This is a genomic window from Nocardia sp. CY41 (genome assembly GCF_009829325.1).
Taxonomy (GTDB): Bacteria; Actinomycetota; Actinomycetes; order Mycobacteriales; family Mycobacteriaceae; genus Nocardia.
In genome coordinates this window covers 80,293-97,609 of record NZ_VUOS01000013.1, presented here as the reverse complement: position 1 = coordinate 97,609, position 17,317 = coordinate 80,293, and the positions used below count along the sequence as shown (strand labels likewise).

22 protein-coding genes are annotated in these 17,317 nt (G+C 69.8%); 10 read left to right on the top strand and 12 right to left on the bottom strand.

The features are described from left to right. The first annotated feature begins 177 nt into the window (after positions 1-177). Complete coding sequence (locus GVY64_RS15630) at positions 178-1,350, top strand: acyl-CoA dehydrogenase family protein (protein WP_159841968.1); 1,173 nt, start codon at positions 178-180, stop codon at positions 1,348-1,350. A 55-nt stretch (positions 1,351-1,405) separates the two neighbouring features. Next, entirely contained in the window at positions 1,406-2,212 is an 807-nt protein-coding gene (locus tag GVY64_RS15625; protein WP_159841966.1) for an enoyl-CoA hydratase/isomerase family protein, read from the top strand. A 36-nt stretch (positions 2,213-2,248) separates the two neighbouring features. On the opposite strand, the gene GVY64_RS15620 is transcribed toward GVY64_RS15625, so the two are convergent. From GVY64_RS15620 to carD, 6 genes are all read right to left on the bottom strand, one after another. Further along, entirely contained in the window at positions 2,249-2,527 is a 279-nt protein-coding gene (locus GVY64_RS15620; RefSeq protein WP_159841964.1) for a DUF4190 domain-containing protein, read from the bottom strand. A 65-nt stretch (positions 2,528-2,592) separates the two neighbouring features. Next, on the bottom strand, positions 2,593-3,570 hold the full coding sequence (gene rlmB / locus GVY64_RS15615; protein ID WP_159841962.1) for a 23S rRNA (guanosine(2251)-2'-O)-methyltransferase RlmB: 978 nt from the start codon (positions 3,568-3,570) through the stop codon (positions 2,593-2,595). Further along, positions 3,570-4,976: a cysteine--tRNA ligase gene (gene cysS / locus GVY64_RS15610; protein ID WP_159841960.1), complete on the bottom strand. Its 1,407-nt coding sequence runs from the start codon at positions 4,974-4,976 to the stop codon at positions 3,570-3,572. Before cysS ends, rlmB begins: the two co-directional genes overlap by 1 nt. 64 nt (positions 4,977-5,040) lie before the next feature. Then, positions 5,041-5,508, bottom strand: coding sequence for a 2-C-methyl-D-erythritol 2,4-cyclodiphosphate synthase (gene ispF, locus GVY64_RS15605; RefSeq protein ID WP_159842286.1), 468 nt, complete (start codon positions 5,506-5,508; stop codon positions 5,041-5,043). A gap of 2 nt (positions 5,509-5,510) precedes the next feature. Next, positions 5,511-6,236: a 2-C-methyl-D-erythritol 4-phosphate cytidylyltransferase gene (ispD, locus tag GVY64_RS15600; protein ID WP_159841958.1), complete on the bottom strand. Its 726-nt coding sequence runs from the start codon at positions 6,234-6,236 to the stop codon at positions 5,511-5,513. 2 nt (positions 6,237-6,238) lie between these two features. Continuing rightward, on the bottom strand, positions 6,239-6,727 hold the full coding sequence (gene carD, locus GVY64_RS15595; protein WP_011206964.1) for an RNA polymerase-binding transcription factor CarD: 489 nt from the start codon (positions 6,725-6,727) through the stop codon (positions 6,239-6,241). Between the two features lie 455 nt (positions 6,728-7,182). On the opposite strand from carD, the gene GVY64_RS15590 reads away from it, so the two are divergent. Together GVY64_RS15590 and radA are read left to right on the top strand one after the other, a co-directional pair. After that, positions 7,183-7,890 (top strand): hypothetical protein, encoded by a 708-nt coding sequence (locus tag GVY64_RS15590; RefSeq protein WP_201298033.1) that lies wholly within the window; start codon positions 7,183-7,185, stop codon positions 7,888-7,890. Between the two features lie 329 nt (positions 7,891-8,219). After that, a complete protein-coding gene (radA, locus tag GVY64_RS15585) occupies positions 8,220-9,617 on the top strand; it encodes a DNA repair protein RadA (RefSeq protein ID WP_159841956.1) in 1,398 nt (465 codons plus the stop codon). 9 nt (positions 9,618-9,626) lie between these two features. Here the strand turns inward: radA and GVY64_RS15580 are convergent, their stop codons facing one another. Both GVY64_RS15580 and GVY64_RS15575 read right to left on the bottom strand, forming a co-directional pair. Then, a complete protein-coding gene (locus GVY64_RS15580; protein WP_159841954.1) occupies positions 9,627-10,274 on the bottom strand; it encodes a hypothetical protein in 648 nt (215 codons plus the stop codon). A gap of 113 nt (positions 10,275-10,387) precedes the next feature. After that, positions 10,388-11,011 carry a carbonic anhydrase gene (locus tag GVY64_RS15575; RefSeq protein ID WP_063022306.1) on the bottom strand — a complete coding sequence of 208 codons (624 nt, stop codon included), beginning with the start codon at positions 11,009-11,011 and terminating at the stop codon, positions 10,388-10,390. A gap of 91 nt (positions 11,012-11,102) precedes the next feature. On the opposite strand from GVY64_RS15575, the gene GVY64_RS15570 reads away from it, so the two are divergent. Next, a complete protein-coding gene (locus tag GVY64_RS15570; RefSeq protein WP_442939591.1) occupies positions 11,103-12,020 on the top strand; it encodes an A/G-specific adenine glycosylase in 918 nt (305 codons plus the stop codon). A 37-nt stretch (positions 12,021-12,057) separates the two neighbouring features. On the opposite strand, the gene GVY64_RS15565 is transcribed toward GVY64_RS15570, so the two are convergent. Further along, on the bottom strand, positions 12,058-12,804 hold the full coding sequence (locus tag GVY64_RS15565; protein WP_159841952.1) for an alpha/beta fold hydrolase: 747 nt from the start codon (positions 12,802-12,804) through the stop codon (positions 12,058-12,060). A gap of 58 nt (positions 12,805-12,862) precedes the next feature. Between GVY64_RS15565 and mhuD the strand changes: the two genes are divergently transcribed. From mhuD to GVY64_RS15545, 4 genes are all read left to right on the top strand, one after another. Next, positions 12,863-13,177 (top strand): mycobilin-forming heme oxygenase MhuD, encoded by a 315-nt coding sequence (gene mhuD / locus GVY64_RS15560; protein WP_039794711.1) that lies wholly within the window; start codon positions 12,863-12,865, stop codon positions 13,175-13,177. A 262-nt stretch (positions 13,178-13,439) separates the two neighbouring features. Then, entirely contained in the window at positions 13,440-13,634 is a 195-nt protein-coding gene (locus GVY64_RS15555) for a CbtB domain-containing protein (protein WP_039794710.1), read from the top strand. After that, on the top strand, positions 13,625-14,443 hold the full coding sequence (locus tag GVY64_RS15550; RefSeq protein ID WP_159841950.1) for a CbtA family protein: 819 nt from the start codon (positions 13,625-13,627) through the stop codon (positions 14,441-14,443). Before GVY64_RS15555 ends, GVY64_RS15550 begins: the two co-directional genes overlap by 10 nt. 35 nt (positions 14,444-14,478) lie before the next feature. Then, positions 14,479-14,958, top strand: coding sequence for a hypothetical protein (locus GVY64_RS15545; protein WP_159841948.1), 480 nt, complete (start codon positions 14,479-14,481; stop codon positions 14,956-14,958). Between the two features lie 55 nt (positions 14,959-15,013). Here the strand turns inward: GVY64_RS15545 and GVY64_RS15540 are convergent, their stop codons facing one another. The 3 genes from GVY64_RS15540 to GVY64_RS15530 form a co-directional block, all read right to left on the bottom strand. Further along, on the bottom strand, positions 15,014-15,454 hold the full coding sequence (locus GVY64_RS15540) for an OsmC family peroxiredoxin (RefSeq protein ID WP_159841946.1): 441 nt from the start codon (positions 15,452-15,454) through the stop codon (positions 15,014-15,016). Positions 15,455-15,624: 170 nt separating this feature from the next. Next, positions 15,625-15,945 carry a DMT family transporter gene (locus GVY64_RS15535; RefSeq protein WP_159841944.1) on the bottom strand — a complete coding sequence of 107 codons (321 nt, stop codon included), beginning with the start codon at positions 15,943-15,945 and terminating at the stop codon, positions 15,625-15,627. Position 15,946: 1 nt separating this feature from the next. Beyond that, positions 15,947-16,594, bottom strand: a complete 648-nt coding sequence (locus GVY64_RS15530; protein WP_159841942.1) for an FMN-dependent NADH-azoreductase — start codon at positions 16,592-16,594, stop codon at positions 15,947-15,949. Between the two features lie 108 nt (positions 16,595-16,702). On the opposite strand from GVY64_RS15530, the gene GVY64_RS15525 reads away from it, so the two are divergent. Then, the gene (locus GVY64_RS15525) at positions 16,703-17,311 is read left to right on the top strand and encodes a TetR/AcrR family transcriptional regulator (RefSeq protein ID WP_159841940.1); all 609 of its coding nucleotides are present in this window, start codon (positions 16,703-16,705) and stop codon (positions 17,309-17,311) included. Positions 17,312-17,317: the final 6 nt, after the last annotated feature.

Genomic DNA, 17,317 nt, shown 5'->3' with positions numbered 1-17,317 from the left:
CGGGGTAGCGGTTCCGGCACTGTCTCCGGCGACGCGAGGCCGCGATTCAGCCATTGTCGGCGCAGCTCAGGATGTGTCCAGGAAAGCAGCCCACCATTGATGGCAGCCGCCTTCAGTCATTGCCGGATGCTTTCGTATGCTCGACACGTCGCGCCCCCGAACGAATGGTGACCAACGATGATCGACTTCGCGATTCCCGCCGACCTCGCCGCCGAACGCGACCGAGTACGCCGATTCGTCATCGACAAGATCGTCCCCTACGAGCGGGATCCGCGCCTGACCGCGCACGGCCCCACCGACGAACTGCGGCAGGAACTCGTCGAACTCGCCCGCGCCGAGAAGCTGCTCACCGTGCAGGCGCCGGAGTCGCTCGGCGGGCGCGGCCTGACCCACATCGAGCAGGCGGTGATCTACGAGGCGGCGGGCTGGTCCACGCTCGGCCCGGTCGCGATGAACTGCGCGGCGCCCGACGAGGGCAACATGTTCCTGCTGTCCAAGGTGGCCGACCCCGCCCAGGTCCAGCGCTACCTGGCCCCGGTGGTCGCGGGGTACCAGCGCTCGGTCTTCGCCATGACCGAGCCCGACGGCGCCGGCTCCGACCCGGCCCAGCTGTCCACCACCGCGACCTTCGACGGCGAGAACTTCACCATCAACGGCCGTAAATGGCTGATCACCGGCGCGAACGGCGCGAAGACCTGGATCATCATGGCGCGCCTGGCCGCCAACCCGCACCTGCCGGAGGGCCCCACGCTCTTCCTGGCCGACGGCGACCAGCCCGGCATCGTCATCGAGCGCACGATGAACACGATGGACCGCAACTACGTCGCCGGGCACGGTGTGGTCCGCTTCGACGATCTGGTGCTGCCGCGCGAGGCACTGCTCGGCGAGGCGGGCCAGGCGCTGCGCTACGCCCAGCTCCGGCTCGCCCCGGCTCGCCTGACCCACTGCATGCGCTGGCTCGGCGCCGCGGAACGCGCCCAGAGCATCGCGATCGAGCACGCCCGCACCCGCACCGCGTTCGGCAAACCGATCGGCGAACACGAGGGCGTGTCGTTCATGCTCGCCGACAACGAGATCGCGCTGCACCAGTGCAGGCTGACCATCTGGCACGCGTGCTGGCTGATGGACAACGGCCAGAAGGCGCGGCACGAGAGTTCGATCGCCAAGTCGTTCGTCTCCGAGGAACTGTTCAAGGTCGCCGACCGGTGCGTGCAGGTGCTCGGCGGGATCGGGATCAGCGACGAGACGGTGGTCGAGATGATCTTCCGGGACATGCGCGCCTTCCGGCTCTACGACGGGCCGACCGAGGTGCACAAGTACGCCATCGGGCGGAAGGTGCTGCGCGGATAGCGGAGGACTTTCGGCCCCGGGTCAGCTGCGCGTCCGTCGGCTAACATCCTGTGGCATGAGTTCGGAACTGCACGTCGATGTCTCGCGAGGCGTCGCCGTGCTCACGCTCAACCGGCCCGCCCAGCAGAACGCCTTCACCCCCACGATGGCCGCCGAATTGGGCGCTGCGTTGCAGCGCTGCGATGCGGAAGACGCCATTCGTGCCGTGGTCGTCACCGGAACCCCGCCCGCGTTCTGCGCGGGCGCGGACCTGTCCAACCGGGTGGGCGAGGTCAGCGCCACCATCGATCCGCCGCCGTGGCGGGTGCGCAAGCCGGTGATCGCGGCCGTGAACGGCCACGCGGTCGGCATCGGCCTGGCCCTGGCCCTGCAGTGCGACCTGCGGTACCTGGCCCGCGACGCGGTGTACGGGCTGAACCAGGTGCGTCGCGGCGTCCTCGCCGACGGCTACGCGCACTGGACGCTACCCAGGCTCGTCGGCATGGCCAACGCCGCCGACATCATGCTCACCGGCCGCACGTTCGACGGTGACGAGGCGAAGGCGATGGGCCTGGCCAACAGCTCGCTACCCGCGGGCGAGGTGCTACCCACCGCGCTGGCCGTCGCGCACGACATCGCGAACGGCTCGGCGCCGCTACCGGTGGCACTGTCCAAGCGGCTGCTCTGGGAAGGGCTCGGGATGAGCCCGGCCGTGGTCGGCCAAATGGAGACCGAACTCAACCAGCACGCGTCCAAGAGCGTCGACGGCGGCGAGGCCATGGCCGCGTTCCGGGATCGCAGGCAGCCCAGCTGGTCGGGCAGCGTCAGCTCGGAATGGCCCGCCTGGGACGCCGCGGAGCGTGACCTGCCGAGTCTGGACTAGGCCCCGTCGGGCCGCGGCGTGTCCCCGCGGCATCGCTCAAGCATTACCGCCGATCAGGATGAGCAGGAACAGCACCGCGACGATGATCATCAGGACGGTGCCGATGACGCCGAGGACGTAGCCCACCAGCACCTGGGCCCGGCCACCGTACGCGCCGCCGGATTCCTCGATCTGGTCGAGCGCGCGCCGTCCCAGCGCCCACGCCACCGGCCCGAGCACCCCGCAGCAAAGGACGCTCGCCGCGCCGAGAAACAACACCGCCGTCGCGTTCGGATGCTCGACCGGCGCACCAATGGGCTGATTGGGTATCACCACCAGCCGAATTCTACTGGGCGGGGCGGCCTCTCCGGGTTTTTAGGCGTACGAGGCGGAAACCGGTCTCAGGCGCGACGCTGGCGGGCGACTTCGGAGAGCACGACACCTGCGGCGACCGACGCGTTCAGCGATTCCACCGGACCCGCCATCGGAATCGACAGAATCGCGTCACAGGACTCCCGGACCAGGCGGGACAGGCCCTTCCCCTCCGAACCGACCACGATCACGGTCGGCTCGCGGCCGTCGAAATCGTCCAGCGAGGTGTTGCCCCCGGCGTCCAAGCCGACGACCTGAACGCCCTGAGCCGCCCAATCCTTCAGAGTGCGTGTGAGATTCGTCGCGCGCGCGACCGGAAGCCGAGCGGCGGCGCCCGCGCTGGTGCGCCAGGCCACCGCGGTGACGCTCGCGCTGCGCCGCTGCGGGATCAGGACGCCGTGGCCGCCGAAGGCCGCCACCGAACGCACCACCGCGCCCAGGTTGCGCGGGTCGGAGATGTTGTCCAGCGCGACGAGCAGAGCGGGCTGCGCGGATCCGCGCGCCCGGTCGAGCAGGTCGTCCGGGTGGGCGTAGCGATACGGCGGCACCTGGAGGGCGACGCCCTGATGCAATCCGTTGGCGCTCAACCGGTCCAAGTCGGTGCGCGGCACCTCCAGGATGGAGATGCCGGTGTCGGCGGCGAGCCGCACGCTCTCGGTCAACCGGTCGTCGTTCTCGGTGCCGACCGCGACGTAGAGCGCCGTCGCGGGCACGCCCGCGCGCAGGCACTCGACCACCGGATTGCGCCCGAGCACCAGCTCCGGACCGTCGTCGGTCTTGCGTCCTGCGGGCCGTGCGGTCCCGCCGCGCGCGGTCGAGCGTGCTTGCGTCGCTTTGGCTTTCGCGGCCGCGCGCTTGGCGGCGGGATGCTTGGTCCGCATCTCGGCGGGCGGAGTGGCGCCACGCCCCTCCAATCCGCGCCTGCGCTTGCCGCCGGAGCCGACCACGGCGCCCTTCTTGGTGCCACTCTTGCGCACCGCACCTCGACGCTGTGAATTGCCTGCCATCACTGGGCCTTTCCGGATTGCGGTGCGCCGAGCGCCCATTCTGGACCGCCGGCGGTGTCGGTGACCTCGATACCCGCCGACTGCAGGCGATCGCGCACGGCGTCGGCGGTCGCCCAGTCCTTCGTGGCGCGCGCTTCCTGACGGCGGTCGAGTTCCGCTCGCACCAGCACGTCGAGAGCGCCGAGCGCGGCGGAAGAATCACTCGGGGTGTACCAGTGCGGGTCCAGCGGGTCGACACCGAGGATGGCGAGCATGGCGCGCACCTGGCTCGCCAAGTCGCGCGCCGAGTCGATCGCGCCTGCCTCCAACGCCTTGTTGCCCTCGTGCACCACCCGGTGGATCTCCGCCAGCGCCTTCGGCACCGCGAGATCGTCGTCGAGGGCGGCGGCGAACGCGTCGGTCCACTTGCCCACCGGAATCGCACCGGCCCGGTCCGCCACCCGGTTCACGAACGCCTCGATGCGCTGGTAGGACTGCGCCGCGTCGTGCAGCGCCTTATCCGAGTACTCCAGCATCGAGCGGTAGTGCGCGCTCCCGAGGTAGAACCGCAATTCGACGGCACGGACCTGCTTCAGCACGTTCGGCACGGACAGCACGTTGCCCAGTGACTTGGACATCTTCTCCCCGCCCATGGTCACCCAGCCGTTGTGCAGCCAGTACCTGGCGAAGCCGTCCCCGGCGCCCTTCGACTGAGCGATCTCGTTCTCGTGGTGCGGGAACACCAGATCCATACCGCCGCAATGGATGTCGAACTCCGCACCGAGATAGAACTCGGCCATCGCGGAGCACTCCAGGTGCCACCCCGGGCGGCCAGGACCCCACGGCGAGGGCCAAGTCGGCTCGCCCGGCTTGGCCGCTTTCCACAGGGTGAAGTCGCGCGGGTCGCGTTTGCCCTCGCCTGCGCTCTCGCCCTGGTGCACGTCGTCGAGCCGGTGGCCGGACAGCTTGCCGTAATCGGGATAGCTGACCACGTCGAAGTAGACGTTGCCCGCCGAGGCGTAGGCATGACCGCGCTCGATCAGCCGCTGCATCATCTCGACCATTTGGGTGATATGGCCGGTGGCGCGCGGTTCCGCGGACGGCGGCAGCACACCGAGCTGTTCGTAGGCGCGATCGAAGGCGCGCTCGTGCGTGGCGGCCCACTCCCACCACGGCCTGCCCGCCTCGGCGGCCTTGATCAGGATCTTGTCCTCGATATCGGTGACGTTGCGGATGAAGAGGACGTCGATGTCGTGCGCGAGCAGCCAGCGCCGCAGCACGTCGAACGCGACTCCGCTGCGCACATGACCGATGTGCGGCTCGCCCTGCACGGTGGCGCCACAGAGGTACACCGAAGCACGGCCGGGGACCAAGGGCGCGAAATCGCGCACGGTCCGCGTGTCGGTGTCAAAGAGGCGCAGCGTCACGGCAGTCGATCCTAGCTGGTGTATAAGGTCGTTCACGGACCGGCTCGGGTCCGTCGGAGCTGGATCAACGACAGGCTTGCAGCAGAGCCGTCGCCACAGCGGCGACGCCTTCGCCCCGACCGGTCAGACCGAGCCCGTCGGTGGTGGTGCCGGACACCGAGACCGGCGCGTCGAGCAGCTCGCCGAGCACCTGTTGCGCCTCGGCGCGCCGGGGCCCGATCTTGGGCCGGTTGCCGATGACCTGCACCGCGGCGTTGACCACTTCGAAGCCCGCCTCGTCCAGGAGCCTGCGCACTTCCTTCAGCATGGCCGCGCCGGAGACACCCGCCCATTCCGGGCGGCCGGTGCCGAACACCGCGCCGACATCGCCGAGACCCGCCGCGGACAGCAGCGCGTCGCACAGCGCGTGCGCGGCGACGTCGCCGTCCGAGTGACCGGAGCAGCCGTCGTCGCCGTCGAACAGCAGACCGGCCATCCAGCAGGGCCGGCCCGCTTCGATCGGATGGACGTCGCTGCCGATGCCCACGCGCATGGTCACGGCGCCACCACCCGTCCGAGGCTCGCGCCGTCGAGCACCGCGCCCGCGAGCCGGAGGTCGAGCGGAGTGGTGATCTTGAAAGCCAGCGGATCGCCGGGGATGGTGTGGACCGCGACGCCGAGCCGCTCGACCAGCCCCGCGTCGTCGGTGGCCTGGATGCCCTCGGGCGCGTAAGCGGAGCGCAAGAGATCCGCCGCGAAGCCCTGCGGCGTCTGGATCGCGCGTAAGCAGGCGCGATCGGGAGTACCGGTCACGGCGCCGACCGCGTCGACGGACTTGATGGTGTCGGCCACCGGGAGTCCGGGAACCACTGCGGGGCGGCCCGCGCGCAGTTCCGCCGCGACCCGCGCGATGAGCTCGGGCGGGGTGAGTGCTCGGGCGGCGTCGTGCACCAGGAAGAAGGCGGCGTCGGGCGCCGCGGCGATACCCGCCCGCACCGAGTCGATGCGTTCGGCGCCGCCGACGACCACCTGAACCGAACTCGTGGGCGGCAGCAGGGCAACGGCGCTGTCGACGAGTTCGGTGGGAACCATCACGATGATGCGGTCGACCGCGCCGGAGGCGATCAAGCCTTCGACGGCGAGCCGGACCATGGGCGTGCCGCCGACCGGGACGAACGCCTTGGGTGTGGATTCACCCAGACGCACGCCACGGCCGGCGGCAGGCACCAGAGCAACGACGGGTCCGTCGGTGGAACGGACACCGTTGTCAGGTGTGTTCACGGTCAGGAAGCCGCTGCGAGGACCTCGTCGAGCAGGGTCTCGGCCTTGCCGTCATCGGTGCCTTCGGCCAGCGCGAGCTCACCGACGAGAATCTGCCGCGCCTTGGCGAGCATGCGCTTCTCGCCTGCGGACAGGCCGCGGTCCTGTTCCCGGCGCCACAGATCGCGAACGACCTCGGCCACCTTGTTCACATCGCCGGAGGCGAGCTTCTCGAGGTTGGCCTTGTAGCGGCGGGACCAGTTGGTCGGCTCCTCCGTATGCGGCGCGCGAAGCACCTGGAAGACCCGATCGAGACCCTCTTGACCCACGACGTCACGCACGCCGACGTATTCGGCGTTCTCCGCGGGAACCCGAACAGTGAGATCGCCTTGGGCGACCTTCAGGACCAGATACTCTTTTTGCTCACCCTTGATGGTGCGAGTCTCGATTGCTTCGATCAGCGCCGCTCCGTGGTGGGGGTAAACGACGGTGTCTCCGACCTTAAAAATCATGTGTCCCGTGCCCCTTTCGATGTTCACAGTTTAACATGCGACTCGATAACGGCGCGATCAACTGTGCAGGTCAGGGCCACAACGAGGCCACCGTGGGGCTTGACAGATGCCAGGCGGTGTGCATTACGTTGTGCCAGAAGGGGTTATCTTCCGGCTCATTCCGCGTCGCTCGCCTCCCGCGCGCCGGCACCTTCGCGGCAACCTCCGAAGCTCGATCGAACCGTTATCGACACGCCGAGTGTCGGCCCGGATGTCCCGTGGCCCGCCGCGCACCGCGCATTCGCTTCGCGATGCCGCGTCCGCGTTCCCACGGCCCCCGCGCCCGGTCCGCCGAGGGAACTACTACGCTGCCTAGTTACTACGCTCCCGCGCGGAGCCAGAGCCCGGTCGACATGGAGGGACAACCCGTGACTGCCCTGAAAGCTGTGACCGCCCCGAAGGGGGCGCGACGTCGCATGGTGACGGTTGCCGCACTCGCCGCCGGAGCGGCGATCGCGCTGTCGGGCTGCGGCGCGGGCCAGATCTCGCAGACCGCGGAGCAGGTCGCCGCCGTGAACGGCAACCACGCCGACGTCGGCCGCATCGCGCTGCGCAACGTGCACATCGTGTACCCCACCGAGGGCACCGCCTACAACAACGCCAAAGGCGGCAAGGCGCTCATCGCGTTGTCCATCATCAACAACGGCGAGTCCGTCCGCGACGAGCTGACCAGCATCACCACCGACCTCGGCACCGTCAAGATCACCCCGGCCTCCGGCAAATCCGTCGTCGAGCTCGCCCCGCAGCAGACCGTCGTCGCGGCCGACCACCCGGTCAAGCGCGAAGCCGCGTCCACCACGACCAGCGCCGCGCCGACCACGAGCGCCGCCGCGCCCACCTCCGCGCCCCGTTCCGCCGCGCCGACCACCACCGCCGACTCACACGGCGCGGGCGAGCACGGCTCCCCGGCCGCCTCCGAGGACCCGGAAGCCAATCCGATCCTGATCGAGATCACCGGCCTCACCAGGGACGTCACCCCGGGCCTGACCTACAACGTCTCGTTCAACTTCAAGCAGAACGGCACCGTCCAGGTCCAGGTCCCGGTCGACGCCGGTGAGCACACCGAGCGCCACGAGTCCGACAAGTCCGGTCCGGCCGAAGCCGAGCACTCCGGCGGCCACTGAGCCGTGTCCGATTCGCCGCGCCTACGGCGCGGCGGGTTCGCGGCCCCTCAGCGGTTCGTGTCCGGGCGGGTGAGACTCGCGACTGCGTCGCCACCCGGACACGAACCGGTCCGTGAACGGCGCTCATAAGACCCCCGCCGAACGGGCTCGAACAGCTGATCCGCGTACCCCTTCGTGTCCGCGCTACCGACGCACCCGGCTCACCCCGACCACGTCTTCCGAGCGGAGCGAGACCGAGCATTGCCGGTTCGCGGCCCGGCTCCGCGAACACCCAGCGCCGCAGGCGCTGGAAAACAAACACTGTCGGCGGTGGTGCGTATGGTGCCCGTGTGGCAAAGACCAAGCCGACCTTTCGGTGCTCCGCCTGTTCGCACGAAGTCGCCAAGTGGGTGGGCAAGTGTCCTGAGTGCGGGGCCTGGGGCACCGTCGACGAGGTGGTCGCCGGGGCGGGGGCGGTCGGGGCTCCCGGGCGCAAGGCGATGTTGCCCAGTACCGCGGCCGCGCCGATCTCGCAGATCGATTCCAAGGTCACCAAAGCGCGGCCGACCGGCGTCAGCGAGCTGGACCGGGTGCTCGGCGGCGGTGTGGTGCCCGGCTCGGTGGTGTTGCTGTCCGGCGAGCCGGGGGTGGGCAAGTCGACGCTGCTGCTCGAGGTGGCGCATCGCTGGGCGGCCCAGCGCGAGGAGAAGTCGCTGTACGTGACCGCCGAGGAATCGGCGGGGCAGGTGCGATTGCGGGCCGATCGCACCGGCGCGGTGCACGACCGGGTCTATCTGGCCGCGGAATCGGACCTGTCGATCGTGCTCGGACACGTCGAGCAGGTGCGCCCCACGCTGCTGGTGGTCGACTCGGTGCAGACGATGCTCGCCCCGGAGGTGGACGGCGTGATCGGCGGCGTCACCCAGGTCCGCGAGGTGACCGCCGCGCTGACCTCGCTGGCCAAGGCGAGCGGGATCGCGGTGCTGCTGGTCGGGCATGTCACCAAGGACGGCAATGTCGCGGGCCCGCGCACGCTCGAGCACTTGGTCGACGTGGTCCTGCAGTTCGAAGGCGACAAGAACTCCACACTGCGCATGGTGCGCGGCATCAAGAACCGCTTCGGCAGCGCCGACGAGGTGGGCTGCTTCGAGTTGCACGAGGACGGCATCGCCTGCGTCGACGACCCGTCCGGACTGTTCCTGCACCACCGGACGGATTCCGTGCCGGGCACCGCGGTGACCGTCGCGATGGACGGCAAGCGTCCGCTGGTCGGCGAGGTGCAGGGCCTGACCGTGAAGACCGAGATCCCGCAGCCGCGCCGCGCGGTGAGCGGCCTGGACTACAACCGCGTCGCCATGGTGCTGGCCGTCCTGCAGAGCCGGGGCCGGGTGTTCCTCGGTAAGAGCGACGTCTACGCCGCGACGGTCGGCGGCATGCGGCTGGTCGAGCCGTCCGCCGACCTGGCCATCGCGCTCGCCATCGCCAGTGCCGAGTCCGACGTTCCGATCCCGCCGGGCTGGGTGATCCTCGGCGAGGTGGGGCTCGCGGGCGAGGTCCGCAAAGTGACCGGCCTCAACCGGCGGCTGGCCGAAGCCGAACGGCTCGGCTTCACCACGGCCCTGGTGCCGCCCGGCCTCGCGCCGGTGCAGAGCACCATGAAGGTCTACGAGGTGAACGACCTCCGCTCGGCCATCCGCATAGCCGGCCTGCGCAAACTACGGGCCGCGCCCGAAGAGGCCGCCGGCTGACCGCTTTTCTCAAGCGATGTTGAACGGCTCCGCCATGCTGCGTACCGAACCGAGTTGCGCGACAACGCTGTACGCCCCCGGGGGGACCTGGACGCGTTCGCCCGCGCAGCTGGGCTGGGACGTGGTGCCCGACCAGGTCACCGTGAACGCCGCCTGTTCGCCGCGGCTCATCGTGCGGACGTCGGGCTGCCCGTCCGGATAGCAGTCGGTGCTCGACCACAGACGCCGCTGGCCGTCGAGCGTGTGCACCGAGACCTGTTGCAGGCCGGAGCCCATGTCCCGGGTGCACGGCACCGCCGAGATGTTCGTGATGACGATGCCGAACACCGGCTGCTCGCCGGTCTTGTAGGTGGGCTGCTCGACGGTCACCTTGATCGCCAGCGATTGGTCCGGGCACGGCCCTGCCGCGGCACTGCTCGCCGCCGCGGAGGTCTTCGGCGCGCCGGACTCGCCCGACGGCTTGGCCGCGGCCTCGGCGGGCTCGGCCGTGACCGTGCTGGACCCGGCGGTGCGGGAGTCACCGGGCGAGTCGCCGCCGCGCGCGACCGCGAGCACGACCCAGATCACCAGCGCCAGGGCGACCACCAGGATTCCGATGGCGAACACGCGTCGACGCCAGTAGATCTCCGGTGGCAGCGGTCCATTCGGTTCCAGCACGCCTCAACGGTAAGGGCATGGTCGGGCGCATCGTCTCAGGGGCACGGCGTGTCGGCCGCCCGCACCCGCGGGCGACGAGTACATTCCGCCGGCACGCTGGGCCGATCGCGGCCTCAGGCCTCCTCGCCGATGTTGCCGACGACCCGGTGCAGCTGCACTTTGCCCTCGGCCAGCTTGTAGGTCACGGAGGCGATGGCGCACGCGCCGGTCGCCACCGCTTGCGAGATGATCATCGACCGCTGCATGAGCAGGCGACTGGTCTCCACCACGTGCCTGGCCTCGATCTCGTCGACGGTGGACAGTCCTTCCCGGCGTCCGACCAGGATGGACGGGGTGACTCGCTCGACCACGCTACGGATGAACCCGCCGGGGACCTCGCCGCCGTCGAGCGCGTCGATGGTGGCCTTCACGGCTCCGCAGCTGTCGTGCCCGAGCACTACGATGAGCGGCACGTTGAGCACCTGCACCCCGTACTCGATCGAACCGAGCACCGAGCTGTCGACCACATGGCCCGCGGTACGCACCACGAACATGTCGCCGAGACCTTGGTCGAAGATCAGTTCGGCGGCGACCCGGGAGTCGCCGCAACCGAACAAGATCGCGTGCGGATGCTGGCCGCTGACAAGCTTGGCCCGGTCCGCGGCACCCTGGCTAGGATGCAGCAGCGCACCACTGACGAAGCGGTCGTTGCCTTCACGCAGGGACTTCCAGGCACTGATCGGGTTGGAATCCGGCATACCGACCATTGTGCAGGATGGTTTGTGCTACCAGCGAGTTCGGTCGGTTACGGGTGGGCAAATACCGCCTGGCGGCCGTAGGACGGGGATAGTGAGGACAGTGCGGAACGGCGCACCGAAGGGCATCGACGCGGACACGTTGCTGGACTGGTACGCAGCGACCGCGCGCGATCTGCCGTGGCGCCGCGACGGCGTCACCGCGTGGCAGATTCTGATGAGCGAGATCATGCTGCAGCAGACCCCGGTCGTTCGGGTGGAACCGATCTGGCGGGAGTGGGTGGCGCGCTGGCCGGTCCCTTCGGCGATGGCCGCCTCGTCGCAGGCGGAAGTGCTGCGCGCCTGGGGCAAGCTGGGCTATCCGCGCCGCGCGCTGCGGTTGCACGAGTGCGCCCGGGTACTGGCGGCCGAGCACGGTGACGAGGTGCCCGCCGATGTGGAGGTGCTGCTCGGGTTGCCCGGTATCGGGGCCTACACCGCGCGCGCCGTCGCCTGTTTCGCCTACGGTCAGCGTGTTCCGGTGGTGGACACCAACGTCCGGCGGGTGGTTGCCAGGGCGGTGCACGGGCGCGCCGAGGCGGGCAATCCGTCGTCGCGGGACCTCCCTGAAACCGAGGCGCTGCTGCCGCTCCAGGTCGACCGCGCGGCGGTGTTCTCCGCCGCCCTGATGGAGCTCGGCGCGACCGTGTGCACTGCCCGCACGCCCGACTGCTCGCGCTGCCCGTTGCCGGACTGCGCGTGGGTCGCCGCGGGCCGTCCGGTGAGCGACGTGGTCCGCCGCACCCAGAAGTACGAGGGCACCGACCGGCAAGCGCGCGGTCGCCTGCTCGACGTTTTGCGGCACGCCAGCGGTCCGGTGGAACGGATGCGCCTGGATCTGGCCTGGACCCGCGATCCGGGCCAGCGCGACCGCGCTCTGGATTCGCTGCTGGTGGACGGTCTGATCGAACAGACACCCGACGGTTTGTTCGCCTTGGCGGGCGAGGGCGGGCATCCCGAGGTGATCAGCTGAACCGACATCGGGCCGCCCGACGGAAGCGCCGAAGTCCCTAGCTGCCCGATATTCGTCGCAGGAAGCGCTCGACTTCCGCTCGATAGCGCTCCGGTTGGTCGTCGTGGACGAGGTGGCCCGCGCCGGGGACGAGGACGTAGTCGGCGCCCGGGTGCGCGGCGGCCATCTGCCGCATCTGCCCCGGCGGGGTGATGCTGTGCTCGCCTTCCAGCAGCAGGGCGGGGACTCGCACCGCATGCCATTGCCGCCAGAAGTCGCGCGTTCCCCACTCCTCGGAGATATCGCGGAAGGTGGTGACCGAGCCGTGCAGCCGGTATCCCTCCGGCCCGCGCTCGAACGAATTCAGGAAGTACCGCCCGGCGACCGGCCCGAAGAAGGACAACACCGCCTCGTCGTCGGGAAACGGCTGCGGCCATGCCTCGATCATGGCCGCCCAGTGCGCGGCGGTGCGGCCGGTGAAGTCCGGCGCGATGTCCTCGATCACCAGCGCCCGGACCCGCTCGGGGTGGGTAGCGGCGAACACCCAGCCGTGCAGCGCGCCCATCGAATGGCCGATCACCACCATCGGCTCGGCGATCGCGGCGGTGCAAGCGGCGAGGTCGGCGACGAACGCCTCGGTGGTCAGCTGCACCGGCGCGGGCCTGCCGTGCCCGGCGGCGTCGAAGGTGTAGACGTGGCCGTATTCGCGCAGCCAGCCCAGCTGATCGCGCCAGGTGCGCGCGCGGCCCATCAGTCCGTGCAGCAGCAGGATCGGCGCGCCTGCTCCGCCTTCGTCGTACAACATCGCCTCGACAATACGAGTCACCGAGCGTCTGCTCGGCAGCAGCCGCTAGCTTGGACGCATGGCTGTTGTGAAGATCAACGCGATCGAGGTTCCCGAGGGCGCGGGCCCCGAGCTGGAGAAGCGGTTCGCCCACCGTGCGCACGCGGTCGAGAACTCCCCCGGCTTCCTCGGCTTCCAGTTGCTGCGTCCGGTGGCCGGTGAGAAGCGCTATTTCGTGGTGACGCAATGGGATTCGGAAGAATCCTTCGCGGCTTGGCGGGACGGGCCCGCGCGCGAGGCGCACGCGGGCGAGCGGCAGAAGCCGGTCTCGACGGGTGCGTCCCTGCTGGAGTTCGAGGTCGTGCTCGACGTCGACGCGAAGCCCGCGAACTGAGTCCGAGACCTACCGCCGGGCAGGCCCGCCTGCCCGGCGACTCGCCCGACGCCGTGGTACGCCCGTGCCGGACCCGGTTGACGCCGGGGCGGTGCGGGTGTCACAGTTCGAAGGACAAACGCGAGGGTGACGCGGTAATTCCGGTGAGATTCCGGAGCGGTCGCGCCACTGTGTTCCACGCACCGAGTCCGGTGCCGGAAAGCCAGACACCGGCACCGTCGCGCCACCACCCGACGGGACGCGTATCCCAAGGAGGACTCGAATGGCCATCGCGCATTCACCCAGCCGGGCAACCGATTCCCTGGCCACCGTGCTCGTCACGGTCGGTGTCGTTCTTCTCGCACTGCTCACGCTGTACCTGGTCGGGTTCGACCAGGGCGTCATCTCGCGCAGCGGGATGTACCTGCATGAGCTGATGCACGACGGACGCCACCTGCTGGGGCTTCCGTGCCACTGATCGGTTCGCTCCGAACCCTGCTGCTGCGCGGCCTGCTGGCCGGTTTGATCGCCGGACTGCTGGCCGCCACAGTCGGTTACTTCGTCGGTGAACCCAAGGTGGACGCCGCCATCGCCATCGAGGAAGCCGACTCCGCCGGCGAACACCCGCACGGCGAACACGCCGAATCGCCGCACGCGCACGGCGACGCCCGACCGCCGGGCGGACATTCCCACGGTGACGAGGAAGAACCGCTGGTGAGCCGCGGCGGCCAGAAGTTCGGGCAGTTTCTCGCGCTCGGCCTGGCCGGGCTCGCACTCGGCGCCATCTACGCCTCGGTCGCGCATTTCGCGCGCCGCCACACCACGCTGACCGGTCCACGGCTCGCACTGGCGCTCGGCGTGGCGGGTTGGGCCGCGATCGTCGCGGTGCCCTTCTTCAAGTACCCGGCCAACCCACCGGCGGTGGGCGACCCGGACACCATCAACGAGCGCACCCTGCTGTGGGTGGCGGCGGTCGTGCTGGGCCTCGTGGCCGTCGGCGTGGCGGTGGCGGTGTTCACCGCGCTGCGCGGGCAACTTCCCACGTTCCGGTTGATCGGAGGCGTCGCGGCGTTCGTCCTGGTGACCACGCTCGGATACATCCTGCTGCCCGGCGTGAACGAGGTGAGCGCGGACTTCCCCGCCACCCTGCTGTGGCAGTTCCGGGTGGCGTCGTTGGCCGAGACAGCGACCCTGTGGGTATGCCTGGCCCTCGGTTTCGCGGCGCTCAGTGAGTTCGCGACACGCACCGATACCCCGGTACGGGTCGCGGCCGCTACCGCGGAGTGATTCGCGCCTAGCAGCGCTGCGGCAGTGTCGGTCCCATGACCGGCACCGCCTTTCCCGTCTGGACCAAGCCATTGCGCGTCTACCCTGCTGGACCACCACGCGCCGTCCGTGTCGCGTTCGTCGCATTGGTGGTGGCATTGGTCGCGGGCGTCGCGGAGACGATCGCGCGAGCCTTCCTGTCCCCCGCAGCCGACCCGGCGAGCGTCGCGACCGGGCTGGGCCTTCGCATGGCGATCTACCTTCTGGTGCTCGCCGTCGCGGTGCGGATGACCCGCGGCGACCGATGGGCCCGCCTGTTCCTCACGGTCGGCATCGGCGTCTTCGGGTTGTTGCCGTTGCTCATCGAGCCGCTCGCCGCGGCCATGTCCGCGAACGAACTGCGCGACCTCGTGCGGGATGCCGCACCCGCGTTACTGCTGCTCGCCGCCTTCCGCGCGGTTCACGTCATCGCCGTGCTGATCGCCATCCCGGCGCTCTACACCCGGCCCGCGCGCCGCTACTTCCACGAGCGCTGATCCGCCGCACACGCTTCGCGCCCCGCACCCATGGGGGATGCGGGGCAACGGCGTGCTACGCGAGGGCCGCGTCGAGGGTGATGTGGTCGACGCCGGCGAGGGCCTTGCTGACCGGGCAGCCCGCCTTGGCGGCCTCGGCCGCGGCATGGAAGGCGTCCGCGTCGATGCCCGAGACGCGACCGCGGACGGTCAGCTTGATCCCGGTGATCCGAAAGCCGCCCGCCGGATCGGGGCCGAGGGTCACATCGGCGGTGACGTCCAGGCTCTCCGGGGTGCCGCCCGCGTTGCCGATCTGCGCCGACAGCGCCATCGCGTAGCAGGACGAGTGCGCGGCCGCGATCAGTTCCTCCGGGCTGGTAGTGCCGTCGGCCTCCTCGGCGGAACGCTTGGGAAACGACACGTCGTACTTACCGACCCCCGAACTGGCCAGTTCGACCTGTCCGGAACCCTCCTGCAGGGTGCCGGTCCAGGCAGTACGCGCGGTACGTGTGGGCATCACGGTCCTTTCGCCGATGATCATTAGACGATTCAGGACGAACCTACCCCGGCCGACGCGCCCCGGCCCACCGGTTCACCGATCGCGTTCGCCGCGACGCGGCGCTCGGACACGGTGCGCGCGTCAGCGGTAAGTGCCCCACGCCCAAGCGAATCCGCGCGGTCGGGGGCCTACTCCGGGTTCGTGATCCTGGCCAGCACGATGCCGCCGAGGATCAACGCGAGCGCCAGCAAGCGCCCGGCGCCGAGCGGGTCCTTGTGGACCACGATGCCGAGGGTGATCGCGCCGAGCGCGCCGATGCCGGTGAACACCGCGTAGGCGGTACCGACCGGCAACGTCTGCATGGCGCGGGACAGCAAGTAGACGGCGGTCGCGCCGAGCACGAAACAGACCAGGGTGGGGACCAGCCTGGTGAAATTCTCGGTCGGTTTGATGCTCTGCGACCAGACGATCTCCACCAGCCCGGCGGCGACGAGAACTACCCAGTTCATGTCAGTACTCCCCGGCAAGAGCGCTGACGGCGGCCGAAGCGCGCGCATACGACGCGTCGTGCTCGGCGCGCCGGTGCGCCAGGGCCGGGTCCTGACGGGCATTCGCGAGTTCCGCGTGCACGAAAACGACGTCGGATACGGCGAAATGGCCCGCGAAGAAGTCGCGCAGAAAGCGCTCCTGATAGTCGTAGGCGGCTTTGGGGGCGCCGGGCGAGTAAGCACCGCCGCGCGCGCTCGTCACGACGAACCGACGGTGGCCCAGCGACATTCGCGGAAAGGTCACCTGGTCCAGCCATGCTTTGAGCGAGGCCGGGATCGAGTAGTTGTACATCGGGGTGCCGATCAGGATCACATCCGCCGCGAGCAGCTCGGCGAGCAACGGCTCGACGACCTTCCATGCGGCGGCCTGCGCCGGGGTGCGCACCAAGGCACCGAGCCGCGCCGGGTCGGTGCTCGGCAAGGCGAGCACGGCGTCGCACAGCTCGGTCCACGCTTCGCCGATGAACGGCACCGGCTCGGCGGCGAGGTCGCGGTAGTGGTAGCCGCCGTCCGGATGCCGTGCGCGCCACGCGTCGGCGAAAGCGCCGCTCAGTTCCCGGCTGATCGACCGTCGCCGGGCGCTGGCGTCGAGGTGCAACAGGGTGCTCATGATCCGACCTCCGATTAAGTGGACATATTGTCCGATTAGCGTCGAGCCCACCGTACGCGCAATATGGACATGTTGTCCACTTATCGTCCGATCGGCTACAGTCACGGCATGCACCCCCGATCCGATCTGCTCGCAGGCCTCGGTCCGGGCCGGTCGGCGGCCCCGGAACGCGCGGACGCGGCCCGCAACCGAGCCAAAGTGCTCGCCGCCGCGGCCGAGTTGTTCGCCGCCCGGGACCCACGCACGGTGACGATGGACGACATCGCGAAGGCCGCAGGCGTCGGCCGCGGCACCCTCTACCGGCGCTATCCGGACACCAATTCGGTCGCCGTAGCCCTGCTCGACGAACACGAGCGAGCGCTGCAAGAGAAACTGCTCTCCGGTCCGCCGCCGCTCGGGCCCGGAGCTCCCCCAGCGAAGAGACTGGGCGCGTTCTACGCCGCGATGGTCGGATTGCTGGACGCGCACGCCCATCTCGTACTCGGCGCGGAGATCGGCGGGGCCCGCTTCGCGACCGGGGCTTACGGATTCTGGTACGCCCATGTGCGAGCGTTGGTGGTGGCGGCGGGGATTCGCGAACCGGACGCACTGGTCGACCCGCTCCTCGCACCACTGGCGGCCGAGGTCTATCGGCAGCAACGCGAGCGCGGCCTGACTTCCGGACAGATCGCCGACGCGCTCCAGGTGATCGCCGAAACCGTGCTCACGCAGAGGTGAGCACGG

Excerpts from the sequence above, each read along its gene's own strand:
- GVY64_RS15565 (WP_159841952.1), bottom strand. The coding sequence starts at position 12,804 with ATGTTGTACGACGAAGGCGGAGCAGGCGCGCCGATCCTGCTGCTGCAC.
- GVY64_RS15525 (WP_159841940.1), top strand. The coding sequence starts at position 16,703 with ATGCACCCCCGATCCGATCTGCTCGCAGGCCTCGGTCCGGGCCGGTCG.
- GVY64_RS15540 (WP_159841946.1), bottom strand. The coding sequence starts at position 15,454 with ATGCCCACACGTACCGCGCGTACTGCCTGGACCGGCACCCTGCAGGAG.
- GVY64_RS15530 (WP_159841942.1), bottom strand. The coding sequence starts at position 16,594 with ATGAGCACCCTGTTGCACCTCGACGCCAGCGCCCGGCGACGGTCGATC.
- GVY64_RS15625 (WP_159841966.1), top strand. The coding sequence starts at position 1,406 with ATGAGTTCGGAACTGCACGTCGATGTCTCGCGAGGCGTCGCCGTGCTC.
- rlmB (WP_159841962.1), bottom strand. The coding sequence starts at position 3,570 with ATGGCAGGCAATTCACAGCGTCGAGGTGCGGTGCGCAAGAGTGGCACC.
- GVY64_RS15545 (WP_159841948.1), top strand. The coding sequence starts at position 14,479 with ATGACCGGCACCGCCTTTCCCGTCTGGACCAAGCCATTGCGCGTCTAC.
- ispF (WP_159842286.1), bottom strand. The coding sequence starts at position 5,508 with ATGCGCGTGGGCATCGGCAGCGACGTCCATCCGATCGAAGCGGGCCGG.
- mhuD (WP_039794711.1), top strand. The coding sequence starts at position 12,863 with ATGGCTGTTGTGAAGATCAACGCGATCGAGGTTCCCGAGGGCGCGGGC.
- GVY64_RS15535 (WP_159841944.1), bottom strand. The coding sequence starts at position 15,945 with ATGAACTGGGTAGTTCTCGTCGCCGCCGGGCTGGTGGAGATCGTCTGG.
- GVY64_RS15575 (WP_063022306.1), bottom strand. The coding sequence starts at position 11,011 with ATGCCGGATTCCAACCCGATCAGTGCCTGGAAGTCCCTGCGTGAAGGC.
- GVY64_RS15555 (WP_039794710.1), top strand. The coding sequence starts at position 13,440 with ATGGCCATCGCGCATTCACCCAGCCGGGCAACCGATTCCCTGGCCACC.
- GVY64_RS15590 (WP_201298033.1), top strand. The coding sequence starts at position 7,183 with ATGGTGACGGTTGCCGCACTCGCCGCCGGAGCGGCGATCGCGCTGTCG.
- GVY64_RS15630 (WP_159841968.1), top strand. The coding sequence starts at position 178 with ATGATCGACTTCGCGATTCCCGCCGACCTCGCCGCCGAACGCGACCGA.
- carD (WP_011206964.1), bottom strand. The coding sequence starts at position 6,727 with ATGATTTTTAAGGTCGGAGACACCGTCGTTTACCCCCACCACGGAGCG.